The organism is Nocardia mangyaensis, from assembly GCF_001886715.1.
GTDB lineage: Bacteria > Actinomycetota > Actinomycetes > Mycobacteriales > Mycobacteriaceae > Nocardia > Nocardia mangyaensis.
Map to the genome: position 1 here is coordinate 1,066,213 of NZ_CP018082.1, position 14,442 is coordinate 1,080,654.

Below are 14,442 nucleotides of genomic sequence, written 5' to 3' on the forward strand. Positions count from 1 at the left end.
GCGCCCGCGTGCCTTCCACGTAGTGGAGGTGGGGAAGCCAACGAGTCCCCGGTTGCCCCCTCGAGTCGCCCGGGTAACGACCTGGACGGTTGATCACCAGGCTCTGGTGGCGTTCGCTTCTCGGCCGCTACTTACCTGAGTGCCTGGTGATCAATCGTCCAACAGCGTGGTCCGCGGGTGCTGAGTCCGGCCCCGCGCGGCCTGGCGGGCTCGTGCGGTCGGCAGGGCAGCGGCAAGGGGCAGCGGTCAATGGGTGGGGGGTGGTTGGCAGCGGGGGCAGAAGTAGATGCCGCGTTCGCGTTGAGTGATGCGATCGGCGGGGTCGTCCTCGCCGAGGAGCCGGGAGACGATCGCGGTTCCGCAGCGTGGACACGGGCGGCGGGTGCGACCGTAGACCATCGGTCGCCACGGCGGCTCGTGTGCGGCCTTGCCGAGGACGCGGTGGGATTCGTCGACGAGCGCGGGCAGGTCGTCGATGTCGCCGACCGGAGTCGCGGGGTGGACGCGGCGCAGGAAGCAGATCTCGCTGCGGTAGATGTTGCCGATGCCCGCGAGATTGCGCTGGTCGAGCAGGGCGAGGCCGATCGGGCGGCGCGGGTACTCGGTGAGCAGGCGCAGCGCCTCGGCGGCATCCCAGTTCGGGCCGAGCAGGTCGGGGCCGAGGTGGTCGATGACGGTGTGCTCCTCGGCGAGCCGCAGCACCTGGACCTTGCCGAGGGCGAAGCCGACCGCCTCGACCTCGTCGTTGGCCAGTACCAGGCGCGCGGTGACCGGCGGTTTGGTCCAGCGTTGGCCGCAGTGGAACACCCGCCACTGGCCCTCCATCTTCAGGTGCGTGTGGATGCTCACCTGGTCGGTGCGGATGAACAGGTGCTTGCCGTAGCTGCCGACCTCGGTGATCAGATCACCCACCAGATCGACGGTGGCGTAGCGGGGGACTCGGAAGTCGCTGCGTGTCAGGGTCTTTCCGGCCAGTGCTGTGCGTAGCCGTTCGGCGGTGCGGAAGACGGTGTCGCCCTCGGGCATGCGGCTACACCTGCCTGCGTAGCCGCAGGCCGCGCGGGGTCACCGCGAAGCCCGCTTCGACCAGGTAGTCGACGAAGGCGTTGCCGTGCACGGTTTCGCCGTTGATCTTGTCGATCACCAGCGAGTCGACTCGGCGATCGCGCACCAGTCCGGCGAGTGCGTCGGCGGCGAGGCGGCGCAGCCCGGGGTCCTCGGTGAAGCTCAGCAGGGTCTTGCCGCCGCGCTCGAGGTAGAGCACCAGCTCGCCACCGACCATGACCACCAGCGCACCCGCTTTGCGTCCCGGCCGATGTCCGCCCTCGGCGTCGCCCTTGGGCCAGGGCAGTGCCGCGCCGTAGGGGTTGGCCGGATCGCAGGAGGCGAGGGCGAGTGCGACGCCCACGCGCGAACCGTCCCGGTCGGTGTCGAAGGAACGCAACCGGTCGACGGTGTCGGTGGTGGAGAACTGAGCGCCGCCGAGCGTGTCGACGAAGTAGCCGCGCCTGCACCGGCCCCGGTCCTCGAATTCGGTGAGGACCCGGTACATCAACGCGAAACCGCCGGGCACGCCTTCGTTCTGGACCGAGCCCCTCGTCAGGATCCCGTACCGCTCGATGAGCTGGTCGGCAGTGGCGTGCGCGCGAACAGTATTGTCCTGCACTCGTTCTGGAAGGATCGACCAGCGTCCGGTGACATTCGGTGGACCCGTCCTGGTGGGCATCGACGGTCGGGGCAGGTACGCGCGCCCCCGAGGTGCCCGGCGCGGTGTGCGGTGTGCGGTGGTGCTGCGCGCGGTGCCCGACAGCAGGGCGCGCACCGGCGCGAAGGTGTCACCGGAGACGTAGCCCGCCCACACCAGTTGCCACAGAGCCGCACTCACCGCCTTGTCGTCGAGCAGCCCGGTGGCATCGGCGAGCTGGCGGAAGAAGTACGCGCCCCCGCCACGCACAGTGGTGGGGAGCCGCCGCGAATCGTCCGGCCCGCGCTCCGGAACGAGCCTGCCGCGGCCGGAATCGCCATCCCCGGGGTCCGCTCGGGTCGCCGCCGTCGACGCGCTGCGCACACCGGTGCCGCCCGGCCCGGTGCTGTCCGGGATCGCGTTGTTCGGACCGGAGTTTGTGGTGCTGTCGGTTGGTCGGACGCGAGCGGAGTTTCGCGACCTGCCTTCGGTGTGCTCGTTCGCGGCGGTGGGTGGTGGTCCGGTGTCTGGTCCGTCGAGGTTGATCGGAGGGTGCTGTTCGGTGGTCGGGGGCCAGGGGTCGAAATCGGCGCCGAGGGCTGCGAGCAGGCCCAGTTGAGTGTCGGTGGGGTCGATGTCGTCGGGCGGGGGCAGAGTGAAGGGGGCCTGGTCGGCCAGGTGCAGGGCGATCCAGCCGTCGCGGGCGGTGATGGCGCCGTGGCCGGACCAGATCACCTCACCGGTCGCCATCAGTTCGTCGAGCATCGCGGGGGAGTAGTCGCGGACCCGGGTGGGCAGGATCAGCGACTCCCAGGCCGAGGCCGGGATCGGCACGCCCGCAAGCTGTTCCACCACGGTGGCGACGCCGTCGACCCCGCGCAGCTCACCCGAACCCACGTGCTGCCAGGAGGGCAGGAACCGGCCGAACGCGGCGGTGGACACCGGTTCCACCTCGTGCCGGGCCGCGGCCAGCGAGCGGCGGCGCAGACGACGCAGTACCTGGGCGTCGCACCACTCGGCGCCCGCCGCACCGGGCGTGAATTCGCCTTCCACCACCCGCTTCTCGGCCAGCAGGCGATGGAGCGCCGTCACCGCGACGGCCGTGCCGAGCCCGAACCGGGCGGCCACCTCGGCGGTCGTGAACGGCGCGTGTGTGCGGGCATACCGGCCGACGAGATCACCGAGCGGATCAGGCACCGGTTCGATGAACGCCGCGGGCACCCCGATCGGCAGCGGCACTCCGAGCGCATCCCGTAACCGCGCCGCATCCTCGACCGCCACCCACCATGTTCGCCCGGCGAACGACACCTCCAACGCCCGCCGCGAATCCCGCAACTCGGCAAACCACGTCGGCGCGTCGGAGCGCGCGAGGATCTCCTCGGCACTGGCCGCGCCGCTGGACGATGGAGTGTCCGCGGCACCGGTGACCTCCTCGGCCGCCTCGAATCCGGCAGCAGCGCCCTCACGTGTGCCGTCAGCCGTGCTGGGGCTTCGCGAGACGCCGGCACCGGAACTGTCGGCCGCGCCAGGAAAACGATCGGACCCGGTACTTGCGGCACCTCCCGGTACGCAGCGGGTAGCTGCCTCGACGGGGGTCAGCGGGCCGAGCAGGCGGAGCAGGTCGGCCAGACCCTCGGCGTCGCGGGCGTGGCGCTCGGGGGTGAGGCGCTGGAGTTCGCGTTCGATGAGGGCGATGACCTCGGGGTCGAGAAGCTCGCGGAGTTCGACGCGGCCGAGGAGCTCGGCGAGCAGACTGGAGTCCAGAGCCAGTGCGGCGGCCCGGCGTTCGGCGAGGGGGCTGTCGCCGTCGTAGAGGAACTGGCCGATGTAGGAGAACAGCAGGGCGTTGGCGAAGGGGGAGGGGCTCGCGGTCTCGACCTCGATCATCCGCACCTCGCGGCGGGCGACCTTGGTGAGCAGGTCACGCAGGGAGGGCAGGTCGTACACATCGCGCAGGCATTCGCGCACCGTCTCCAGCAGAATCGGGAACTGCGGGAACTTGCGTGCCACATCGAGCAATTGGGCCGAGCGCTGCCGTTGCTGCCACAGGGGAGCCCGCTTGCCGGGGTCGCGGCGGGGCAGCAGCAGCGCGCGGGCCGCGCACTCGCGGAACCGCGAGGCGAACAGCGCCGAACCACCCACCTGCTCGGTGACGATGTCATCGATCTCGTCGGGCTCGAAGGCGAACAGTTCCGCGCCGGGCGGTTCATCGGTGGTGTCGGGTAGCCGCACCACGATCCCGTCATCGGACGCGGTGGGCGCGGCATCCACCCCGAACCGCTCCTGCAACCGAGCCCCCACCGCCAGCGCCCACGGCGCGTGTACCGGAGTGCCATACGGCGAGTGCAGAACCAGTCGCCAGTCGCCGAGCTCGTCGCGGAACCGCTCGACCACCAGCGTCCGGTCGGTCGGCAACTGCCCGGTCGCCGTGCGCTGCTCTTCCAGCAACCCCACCAGATTCGCGGTCGCGTTCTGATCCAGACCGGCCGTGCGCACCAGCTGGTCCAGCCGAACACCCGACTTGCTCAGCTCCCCGGACATCGCCTTCGCGGCACCGCCGCCCCGTGACTTCGCACCGACAGAGGCGCCGACCGCACCGCCCAACCGGGCGGCGGTCGCACCCGACTTCACCTCGTGGGCAGTCGTGCCCGGCCCCAGCGCGGCGGCGGTCCCAGCAGGACTCGTACCGGTGGCGGGTGGGTCCGCGTCGGTGGTGGTGCCGTTGGAGCCCATGCCCGCCACGATCCGGGTCATGTCATCGGCTGACACCTGTCCGGCCGTGCGGACGAATTCGCCCAGGGCACCGCCGAGTTCGGCGGGGCGGCCGAGGCCGTCGCCGTGCCAGAACGGGAGGCGGCCAGGCAGACCGAAGGCGGGGGTGACCAGGACGCGGTCGAAGGTGATCTCTTCGATGCGCCAGCTGGTGGCCCCGAGGGCGAACACATCGCCGACGCGGGATTCGTAGACCATCTCCTCGTCGAGTTCGCCCACCCGCGAACCCTTGTCGCCCACCATGAACACCGCGAACATGCCGCGGTCGGGGATGGCGCCGCCGGAGGTGACCGCGAGGCGTTGGGCACCGGGGCGGCCGGTGAGGGTGCCCGCGTCGCGGTCCCACACCACGCGCGGGCGCAGTTCGGCGAACTCGTCGGACGGATAGCGCCCGGCCAGAAGGTCGAGCACCGACTCGTAGGCCGAGCGGGGGAGGTTGGCGTAGCTGCCGGTCGAGCGGACGAGGTCGAACCAGGCGTCGACGTCGAGGGGTTCCAGCGCGCACGCGGCGACGGTCTGCTGGGCGAGGATGTCGAGTGGGTGCGCCGGAATCTGTAGCAGCTCGATCTGGCCGCTCAGCATGCGTTGCGCGGCGACGGTGCAGTGGATGACATCGGTGCGGTGCTTGGGGAACAGCACCCCCCGCGAGATCTCACCCACCTGGTGCCCGGCGCGGCCCACCCGCTGCAACCCACTGGCCACCGACGGCGGCGCCTCCACCTGTACCACCAGGTCGACCGCGCCCATGTCGATGCCCAGCTCGAGGCTGCTGGTGGCCACCACGCACCGCAGCCGCCCGGTCTTGAGGTCGTCCTCGATGATCGCCCGCTGCTCCTTGCTGACCGACCCGTGATGCGCCCGCGCCAGCAGCTGTTCGGCGCCGTGGATCACCTCGGTGGACGGTCCGAGCTGAGCGGGCGGTCTGTGCTCGGTGTCCACCGGCTCGCCGAGCCGAACCGCGTACGCCTCGTTGAGCCGCGCGGTCAGCCGTTCGGCGAGCCGTCGCGAGTTCGCGAACACGATCGAGGACCGATGCTCGAGCACCAGGTCGACGATGGCCCCGTCGACATGTGGCCAGATCGAACCCGGCTGGTCGGAATCGCCGGGGTCGGTCATATCGGCCACCGGCACCCGCACCGACAGGTCGAAGGTCTTCGGCGCGGGTGGTCGCACGATCGTGATCGGCGCGTTCCCCACCAGGAACCGGCCGACCGCCTCGGGCGGGCGTACCGTTGCCGACAGCCCGATCCGCTGCGCGGGCCGCTCGGTGAGCTGATCCAGCCGGGCCAGCGACAATGCCAGGTGCGCGCCCCGCTTGGTCCCCGCGATGGCGTGCACCTCGTCCACGATCACGGTGTTCACCTGCGCGAGCGTCGCCCTGGCCGCCGAGGTGAGCAGCAAGAACAGCGACTCGGGCGTGGTGATGAGAATATCGGGTGGGGTGCGCTGCATCGCCCGTCGCTGCGCCGCCGGGGTGTCACCCGAGCGCACCCCCACCGAGATCTCCGGTGGTTCGAGCCCCAACCGCTTCGCCGTCTGCGTCACCCCCACCAGCGGCGCCCGCAGGTTCCGCTCCACATCCACCGCCAAGGCTTTCAACGGCGACACGTACAGCACCGATGTCCCCCGTACCTCCCCCGACTCCGCAGGCCCCCGCTGCGCCAGCTGATCAATGGCCCACAGAAACGCCGACAGGGTCTTCCCCGACCCCGTCGGCGCGATCACCAGCGTGTTCGCCCCGCCCGCGATCGCCTCCCACGCCCCGACCTGCGCCGCCGTCGCCTCGGGGAAGGCACCGTCGAACCACTGCGCGGTAGCGGGCGAGAACCGATCCATGCTCCTCAGTGTGCACCGCCCCACCGACAATCCCGCAGACGCACCGACCTGCACCGGCGGTGGTGGGTGTCGCGGAAAATGTGACCGGCGCTACTCTGAGTCCCCGTGCAAACGGTGCTGAGAGTCGACCTCGTCGGCCATGGCCTTACCGAGGCGGTACGTAAGGCGCGTTTTCCTGTTGACGAACCGCTGGACGAGTCCGGGCGGGTGGCGCTGCGGGCCTGTGTGCCGCTGGCCGGGGCGCGGGTGCGGACCGGGCCGGAACGGCGGGCGCGAGAGACGGCGGAGGCGCTGGGGTTGGTGGGGGAGCCGGACTCGCGGTTGCGGGATCTCGACGCGGGGGCGTGGCGGGGTGGCGAGATGGGTGATCTGGCGCAGGATCAGCTGTTCGCGTGGCTCACCGATCCCGAATTCCGTGGGCACGGCGGCGAATCGGTGACCGACCTGGTCGACCGGGTGCGGTTCTGGCTGGCCGAGATCGCCTCGGTCGGCCACGACACGGTCGCGGTGACGCATCCGGCCGTGATCAGAGCGGCGGTGCTGGTCGTGCTCGACGCACCGGCGAAGTCGTTCTGGCGCATCGACATCGCCCCGGCGAGCATCACCCGACTGCATCACCGAGGGCACTGGACGTTGCGGACGAGCGCCGGATAGCGACGGAAAACGGCGAAGGCCCCGGAGTCGAAACTCTGGGGCCTTCGCCGTAGTAGCGGGAACAGGATTTGAACCTGCGACCTCTGGGTTATGAGCCCAGCGAGCTACCGAGCTGCTCCATCCCGCGTCGTAAACACCACTCTACACGGCACGGGGTGGATGACGAAATCGGTCACTGATCAGCCGAAATGGATCCCCTGGGCGAGGGGGAGCTCGGTGGAGTAATTGATCGTGTTGGTGGCCCTGCGCATGTAGGCCTTCCAGGAATCGGACCCGGATTCCCGCCCGCCGCCGGTGTTCTTCTCGCCGCCGAACGCCCCGCCGATCTCCGCGCCGGAGGTGCCGATGTTGACATTGGCGATGCCGCAGTCCGAGCCGTCCGCGGACAGGAACCGCTCGGCTTCGCGCTGGTCGAGGGTGAAGACCGACGACGAGAGACCTTGGGGGACATCGTTGTTGAGCGCTATGGCGGTGTCGAAATCGTCGTAGGTCAGGACGTAGAGGATCGGTGCGAACGTCTCCTCGCGCACCAGCTCGGTGTGCTTGGGCATCCGGACCAGCGCGGGCCGCGCGTAGTAGGCGTCGGGCCCGATCAGGTCGACTCGTTCACCTCCGCAGACGATCACGCCGCCCTCCTGCCCGGCCCGCACCAGCGCCTCCTGCATCGCGGTGTAGGCGCGCTCGTCGATCAGCGGCCCGACCAGCACGCCCTCCTCGAGCGGATTGCCCACGCGCAGTTGGGTGTAGGCCGCGGCGATCCGCCCGACCACCTCATCGGCGATCGACCGATGCACGATCAACCGGCGCAGACTCGTGCAGCGCTGTCCGGCCGTACCCGCCGCCGCGAAGACGATCCCACGCACCGCCAGGTCCAGATCCGCGCTCGGCGCGACGATCGCGGCGTTGTTGCCGCCCAGTTCGAGCAGGCACCGGCCGAACCGCGCCGCCACCCGGGGCGCGACAGCCGCGCCCATCCGCACCGAGCCGGTCGCGCTGAGCAGGGCGACGCGCGGATCGTCGACGAGGGCGTGCCCGACCGTCGCGTCGCCTTGAACCAGCTGGTGCACTTCGGGATTCACGCCGACATCGACCGCCGCGCGGCGCAGCAGTGTGTGGCAGGCCAGTGCGGTCAGCGGGGTGGTCTCCGAGGGCTTCCACACCACCGTGTCACCGCAGACCAGCGCGATCGCGGTGTTCCACGCCCACACCGCGACCGGGAAGTTGAACGCCGAGATCACCCCGACCACCCCGAGCGGATGCCAGGTCTCCATCAGCCGATGGCCGGGCCGCTCGGAAGGCATTGTCGCGCCGTAGAGCTGGCGCGAAAGGCCGATCGCGAACTCGCAGACGTCGATCATCTCCTGCACCTCGCCCAGCGCTTCGGCGCTGATCTTGCCCGCCTCCAGCGTCACCAGCTCGGCCAGTGCGCCCTGATGGGCCACCAGCAGCTCGGCCAGTCTGCGCACCACGGCTGCCCGCACCGGCGCGGGCACCGTGCGCCAGGCGGGAAACGCGCCCGCCGCGCGGCCGATCGCGGCGTCGACGGTCGTCGGGGTGTCGATGGTCAGCGGCAACAGGATGCCGCCGGAGATGGGCGAGCGCGCGAGCAGGGTGCCGGGCGTGGGCAGTTCGGCGCCCATGCCGTGCAGCAACGCCCTGGCGCGCAACGACAGCTGCTCGGAGAAGTGCTCGGTCACGGTCTGAGTCATCGCCTGTTCACCTTCTGCTGGTTGGTAGGGCTCACGGAAAAGTTCGGTCGAATTCGGTGGGGGAACAGAAAGAAGTCTTGCCCGCGCGACCCCCGTGCTGGGTTAGCCTTCGCTGATGGCGGATACACCGGCTCGGCCCCAGCTCGACGACATCGATCGCCTGTTGATCAAGGAATTGATGAGCGATGGTCGCGCCACGTTGTCGAATCTGGCGGAGAAGGCCAGCCTCTCGGTCTCGGCGGTGCAGTCGCGGGTGCGCAGGCTCGAAGCGCGCGGGGTGATCCGCGGCTACGCGGCGCACGTGGATCCCGAAGCGCTCGGACACCTGCTGTCGGCATTCGTCGCGATCACTCCTCTCGACCCGTCCCAGCCCGATGACGCGCCCGCATTGTTGCAGCACATCCCCGGCATCGAGGCCTGCCACTCGGTCGCGGGCGAGGAGAGCTACGTCCTGCTGGTGCGGGTGGCCTCACCCCGGCACCTGGAACAGCTGCTGCAGGAGATCAGGGCAACCGCCAACGTGCGGACGCGCAGCACCATCATCCTGCAGACATTCTACGATAGGTAACGATTCTTCGTAATTAATCCGTGAATCCATAGAGGTTCCGTAAATATTTGCGTACCCTCGGTGGCGTGACCATCGAACTGGAGCGCCCCGGCGCGGCGGTCACCCCCGCCAACCGGGTCCACGAAATCCTGTCCTCGCACATCCTCGCGGACGGCTTCGACCTTGTGCTGGATCTGCACAAGTCCCATGGCCGCACGCTCATCGACGAGATCAACGGCACCGCCTATCTCGACATGTTCGGCTTCTTCGCCTCCAACGCGCTCGGGATGAACCATCCCGCGCTGGCCGGTGACAAACGCTTCCTCGCCGAATTGGCCACCGCCGCGCTGAACAAGCCGAGCAACTCCGACATCTACACCGTCGAGATGGCCCGCTTCGTCGACACCTTCGCCCGCGTCCTCGGCGATCCTCGGTTACCGCACCTGTTCTTCGTCGACGGTGGTGCGCTCGCGGTCGAGAACGCGCTCAAGGTCGCCTTCGACTGGAAGAGCAGGCACAACGAAGAGCGCGGTCGCTCACCGGAACTGGGCACCAAGGTGCTGCACCTCACCGGCGCCTTCCACGGCCGCAGCGGGTACACGATGTCGCTCACCAACACCGATCCGATCAAGACCGCTCGCTTCCCGAAATTCGACTGGCCCCGCATCGACACCCCGCACACCTTCGCCGGCCCCGACATCACCGCCCTCGAAGCGCACGCCATCGCCCAGGCGGCCCGAGCCTTCGCCGACCATCCGCACGACATCGCCTGCTTCATCGCCGAACCGATCCAGGGCGAAGGCGGTGATCGGCACCTGCGGCCGGAATTCCTCGGCGCCATGCAGCGGCTGTGCCACGACAACGACGCGCTGTTCGTCCTCGACGAGGTGCAGACCGGCGTCGGCATGACCGGAACCACCTGGGCCTACCAGCAATTGGGGTTGACGCCCGATGTGGTCGCCTTCGGGAAGAAGACCCAGGTCTGCGGGATCATGGCCGGTGGGCGCGTCGACGAGGTGGTCGACAATGTCTTCCACGTGAGCTCGCGGCTCAACTCGACCTGGGGTGGCAATCTCACCGACATGGTGCGGACCCGGCGGATTCTGGAAGTGCTGGAACGGGATCGGCTGATCGAGCGGGCGGGGCCGCTGGGCGCGTTCCTGCGCGATCAGCTCGGCCAGCTCGCCGCCGCGCATCCCGGCACGGTGAGCGAGGTCCGCGGTCGCGGGCTGATGTGCGCGATCACGCTGGTCACGCCGGACCTGCGGGACCGGGTGGTGACGGTGATGCGGGAACGCCAGCACGTGCTGTTGCTCGGGACCGGGGAGCGGGGTATCCGGTTCCGGCCGCCGCTGACCGTCACCGAGGAAGAACTCGTGCGTGCGGTGGACGCGTTGGACGCGGTGCTCATGCGCGAACCGGTGTAGGACAACGGCCTACCCGCGCAGTTGCGCCACCACGGCGATGGCCACGAGGTGCTCTCGCCGTGGTGGTCCGGTCGTGCTGCGCGGCGCCGCGAGCTCGTCGGGTACCGCCAGCCGCCGAGCGACCCGGCGACGGTGCGGCCGCGGGCTCGCGGGCGCGGGGTGGTGGTCAGGCGGGGACGACGGTCAAGCCGAGAGCGCCCGCGACGAACCGGTGGACCGAGGCGAGCCCGGCCGCCAGCGCCTCGTCCGCACCAGGACGAGCCCAGCCGGTGACGGACGCGGTGTCGTCCGCGCCCGGCGTCACGCCGATCTCGGCGACCAGCTCGGCCGTGGTCGGGACACAGACCGCCCAGGAGAAGTGCGATTCGTCGGCCCACTGCGCGGAGCGGGTGGCGACGTAGTCGGGATCGGTGATGCCGCCATCGGCCAACGCGGGGCGATCGTCGATGCGTTCGTCGGCGCGCAGTGCGCGCAGGTACCAGGATCCTGCGTTGATCTCGATCGGTTCCACGGCGCGAGCATAGTGGGACGCCACACGGGTAGTTGGGCGTGGTCTGCGCCCAGTGGGGGTGGCGAGTGGGGGTGGCGAGTGATGTGGTCGTTCAGGCAGGGAGCGGTCGATCGCCCAGGAGGGCGTGGACGGCGGCCCGCCCGAGGTTCAGTGCCTGGGTGAGCAGGGTGGTGTCGCGGGCGGCGCTGTCGATGGCGGGGGCGTGCGCCGGCGGGTGGATCTGCAGGGCCTGCTCGCCCAGCGAGGCCAGGAAAGCGTCTTCGACGGCCTGCTGGCCGGGGCGCTGGGACCAGGCGCGGTAGGCGCCGGGGGCGATGGCGCGCATGTAGCCGCCGCCGACCACACGGTGGATCAGGGGTGCGGGTGGGCGCAGTTCGTCGGTGCGGCGGGTGCGCAGGACGAGGGCGTGGGTGGCGCCCGCGCGCACGGCGGTGCGGATGGGAACGGTCTCGGTGAGGCCGCCGTCGAAGTAGCTGCCGCCACCGAGCGACACCGGAGGACCCGCGAGCAGGGGCAGCCCCGCGGAGGCGCGCAGGGCGGTCATCAGGGTGGGTTTGTCGACGATGTGCGGACCAAGGTCCACCGATTGACCGGTGCGGATGTCGGTGGCGATCGGGTGGAAGGTGGTGGGGTTGGCCAGAATCGCCGGGAAGTCCATCGGCTCGATGCCGTCGTAGACCCGATGCACGAGATAGTTCAGATCGAACACCGGCCGCCCACGCAGGATGCGGACCGGGTCGACCACCCGGCGCATGATCGTCGGATCGGTCCAGGACCGCATCCCGGTCGCCGCGCGCCCGCACAGTAGCCAGGCCCCGTTGATCGCGCCCGCCGAGGTCCCGTAGACCGCGTCGAAGACGTTCGCCAGACCGAGCTCCTCCAGCGCCTGCACCATGCCGCTGGAGTAGACCCCACGGCTGCCGCCGCCCTCGATCACCAGCGCGAGTCGATGGCCGTCGACGCGATCTCGCGCCACGCGCCGACCCTCGATGACCTCGGCCACCGAGACCGTGCCCGGCGACGAGGGCGGATCCTGCTCGGTGCGCGCTGTACTGGTCACCCGATCCACGATACGACAGCCTTCGCGCACCGCACTCGGACCGAGCGTGATCTTCGCCGCCCGTTAACCCACGCTGCGAACGCTGTTCCCGCCTGCCGACGGCACCGATACGGCCGGGCGCCCGGAGGGCCTGACCGGCTGCTCAACGTCGCTGTCCCTCGGCGTCGATCGACAGCTCCGGCGCCCGCTGCGGGAATTCGCTTGGCCGATCACCCGAACGGCAACGGGCGCCGGTCGATTCGACCGGCGCCCGTTGAACCGCGTACGTCTTACTTGATCTCCGCCAGCACGGTGCCCTGAGTGATCGCGGCACCAGCCTCGACGGCCAGCCCGGTGACCACACCGGCCTTGTGCGCGTTGACCGGGTTCTCCATCTTCATGGCCTCCAGCACCACGATCAGGTCACCCGCCTCGACGGTCTGGCCCTCTTCCACGGCCACCTTCACGACGGTGCCCTGCATCGGCGCGGTGACCGCGTCGCCGGAGGCCGCTCCGGCACCGGCGCCGCCCCGCTTGCGCGGCTTGGGCTTCTTGCGGACCACACCGTTGCCGGCCGAACCGGCGGCACCGCCACCGAGGGTGAACTGACCGGGCAGCGACACCTCGACGCGACGGCCACCGACCTCGACGACGACCTTCTGCCGGGGCAGGTCCTCCTCGTCGTCGTCGGAGGCGACGCCGCCGGCCGTGTACGGCTCGACGGTGTTCTTCCACTCGGTTTCGATCCACTTGGTGTAGACGTCGAACTTCTCGCCGTCCCCGATGAAGGCCGGGTCCTCGACGATCGCGCGGTGGAACGGGATGACCGTGGCCAAGCCGTCGACCTCGTACTCGGCCAGCGCGCGGCGCGCACGCTGCAGCGCCTGGTCGCGGTTCTCGCCGGTGACGATCAGCTTGGCCAGCATCGAGTCGAACTGGCCGCCGATGACGCTGCCCTGTACGACACCGGAGTCGACGCGCACGCCGGGGCCGGTGGGCTCGCGGTAGACCGCGACCGGGCCGGGGGCGGGCAGGAAGCCGCGACCGGCGTCCTCACCGTTGATCCGGAACTCGAAGGAGTGGCCACGCGGGGTGGGGTCCTCCTTGATGGACAGTTCCTCGCCGTTGGCGATGGCGAACTGCTGACGCACCAGGTCGATGCCCGCGGTCTCCTCGGTGACCGGGTGCTCCACCTGCAGGCGGGTGTTCACCTCGAGGAAGGACACGGTCTCGCCCTGCACCAGGTACTCCACGGTGCCGGCGCCGTAGTAGCCGGCCTCGCGGCAGATGCGCTTGGCGGAATCGTGGATGGCGGCGCGCACCTGATCGGACAGGAACGGCGCGGGCGCCTCTTCGACCAGCTTCTGGAAGCGACGCTGCAGCGAGCAGTCACGAGTACCGGCGACGACCACGTTGCCGTGCTGGTCGGCGATGACCTGGGCCTCGACGTGGCGGGCCTTGTCCAGGTACTGCTCCACGAAGCACTCGCCGCGACCGAAGGCGGCGATGGCCTCACGGGTCGCCGACTCGAACAGCTCGGGGATCTCCTCGATGGTGTGGGCGACCTTCATGCCGCGGCCACCACCACCGAAGGCCGCCTTGATGGCGACGGGGACGCCGTACTCCTTGGCGAACGCGACGACCTCGTCGGCGTTCTTGACCGGGTCCTTGGTACCGGCGGCCATCGGCGCGTTGGCGCGCTCGGCGATGTGGCGCGCGGTGACCTTGTCGCCCAGGTCGCGGATGGACTGCGGCGAGGGACCGATCCAGATCAGCCCGGCGTCGATGACCGCCTGGGCGAAGTCGGCGTTCTCGGAGAGGAAGCCGTAACCCGGGTGGATGGCGTCGGCGCCGGACTTGGCGGCGGCGTCGAGGATCTTGTCGAACACGAGATACGACTCGGCCGAGGTCTGACCGCCGAGGGCGAACGCCTCGTCGGCGAGCTTCACGAAGGGCGCGTCGGCATCGGGCTCGGCGTACACCGCGACGCTGGTGATCCCCGCGTCCTTGGCAGCCCGGATCACGCGGACCGCGATCTCGCCGCGGTTAGCTACGAGTACCTTCGTGATCCGTGCGCTGGCATGGCTGGGCACTGAGCCTCCTGTGTGCAATATTCATGGTCGCTTCGGAAACGGTTCGCCGTCGAAGGCCCCCGTGCCGATATCGACAACTTTCATCTCGGGCGAGTGTAGGCAGTGTGCCAACACGGCTCGAACTCGGCTAGCCCTACTGTCGAGTAGGTCGCAGGTCACAGTACGCGCCG

Annotated in this window: 9 protein-coding genes and 1 tRNA gene; 3 read left to right on the top strand and 7 right to left on the bottom strand. The window is 69.9% G+C overall.

Translation table 11 applies throughout. From position 1 onward, the window contains the following. Window positions 1-246: 246 nt before the first annotated feature. Together BOX37_RS04840 and BOX37_RS36040 are read right to left on the bottom strand one after the other, a co-directional pair. Window positions 247-1,026, bottom strand: coding sequence for an Fpg/Nei family DNA glycosylase (locus tag BOX37_RS04840; RefSeq protein ID WP_071926579.1), 780 nt, complete (start codon window positions 1,024-1,026; stop codon window positions 247-249). Between the two features lie 4 nt (window positions 1,027-1,030). Continuing rightward, a complete protein-coding gene (locus tag BOX37_RS36040; RefSeq protein WP_084759423.1) occupies window positions 1,031-6,292 on the bottom strand; it encodes an Lhr family ATP-dependent helicase in 5,262 nt (1,753 codons plus the stop codon). Between the two features lie 105 nt (window positions 6,293-6,397). Here BOX37_RS36040 and BOX37_RS04850 point away from each other — a divergent pair, with 105 nt between their 5' ends. Next, complete coding sequence (locus BOX37_RS04850) at window positions 6,398-6,946, top strand: histidine phosphatase family protein (RefSeq protein WP_071926580.1); 549 nt, start codon at window positions 6,398-6,400, stop codon at window positions 6,944-6,946. Window positions 6,947-6,999: 53 nt separating this feature from the next. Here the strand turns inward: BOX37_RS04850 and BOX37_RS04855 are convergent. Both BOX37_RS04855 and amaB read right to left on the bottom strand, forming a co-directional pair. Next, window positions 7,000-7,073 (bottom strand) — tRNA-Met (locus BOX37_RS04855). A 52-nt stretch (window positions 7,074-7,125) separates the two neighbouring features. After that, window positions 7,126-8,655 (bottom strand): L-piperidine-6-carboxylate dehydrogenase, encoded by a 1,530-nt coding sequence (gene amaB, locus BOX37_RS04860; RefSeq protein WP_071926581.1) that lies wholly within the window; start codon window positions 8,653-8,655, stop codon window positions 7,126-7,128. A gap of 115 nt (window positions 8,656-8,770) precedes the next feature. Between amaB and BOX37_RS04865 the strand changes: the two genes are divergently transcribed. Both BOX37_RS04865 and lat read left to right on the top strand, forming a co-directional pair. Next, entirely contained in the window at window positions 8,771-9,223 is a 453-nt protein-coding gene (locus tag BOX37_RS04865) for an Lrp/AsnC family transcriptional regulator (protein ID WP_071926582.1), read from the top strand. Between the two features lie 65 nt (window positions 9,224-9,288). Then, window positions 9,289-10,629, top strand: coding sequence for an L-lysine 6-transaminase (lat, locus tag BOX37_RS04870; protein WP_071926583.1), 1,341 nt, complete (start codon window positions 9,289-9,291; stop codon window positions 10,627-10,629). Between the two features lie 166 nt (window positions 10,630-10,795). Here the strand turns inward: lat and BOX37_RS04875 are convergent, their stop codons facing one another. From BOX37_RS04875 to BOX37_RS04885, 3 genes are all read right to left on the bottom strand, one after another. Then, window positions 10,796-11,140 carry a hypothetical protein gene (locus tag BOX37_RS04875; protein WP_071926584.1) on the bottom strand — a complete coding sequence of 115 codons (345 nt, stop codon included), beginning with the start codon at window positions 11,138-11,140 and terminating at the stop codon, window positions 10,796-10,798. Between the two features lie 91 nt (window positions 11,141-11,231). Then, window positions 11,232-12,200, bottom strand: coding sequence for a patatin-like phospholipase family protein (locus BOX37_RS04880; protein ID WP_084760644.1), 969 nt, complete (start codon window positions 12,198-12,200; stop codon window positions 11,232-11,234). A gap of 269 nt (window positions 12,201-12,469) precedes the next feature. Next, on the bottom strand, window positions 12,470-14,272 hold the full coding sequence (locus BOX37_RS04885) for an acetyl/propionyl/methylcrotonyl-CoA carboxylase subunit alpha (protein ID WP_071926586.1): 1,803 nt from the start codon (window positions 14,270-14,272) through the stop codon (window positions 12,470-12,472). Between the last annotated feature and the right edge of the window lie 170 nt (window positions 14,273-14,442).

What these genes read in the sequence shown, in the direction of transcription:
- BOX37_RS04840 (WP_071926579.1), bottom strand. Translation starts at nt 1,026, where the DNA reads ATGCCCGAGGGCGACACCGTCTTCCGCACCGCCGAACGGCTACGCACA.
- BOX37_RS36040 (WP_084759423.1), bottom strand. Translation starts at nt 6,292, where the DNA reads ATGGATCGGTTCTCGCCCGCTACCGCGCAGTGGTTCGACGGTGCCTTC.
- amaB (WP_071926581.1), bottom strand. Translation starts at nt 8,655, where the DNA reads ATGACTCAGACCGTGACCGAGCACTTCTCCGAGCAGCTGTCGTTGCGC.
- BOX37_RS04865 (WP_071926582.1), top strand. Translation starts at nt 8,771, where the DNA reads ATGGCGGATACACCGGCTCGGCCCCAGCTCGACGACATCGATCGCCTG.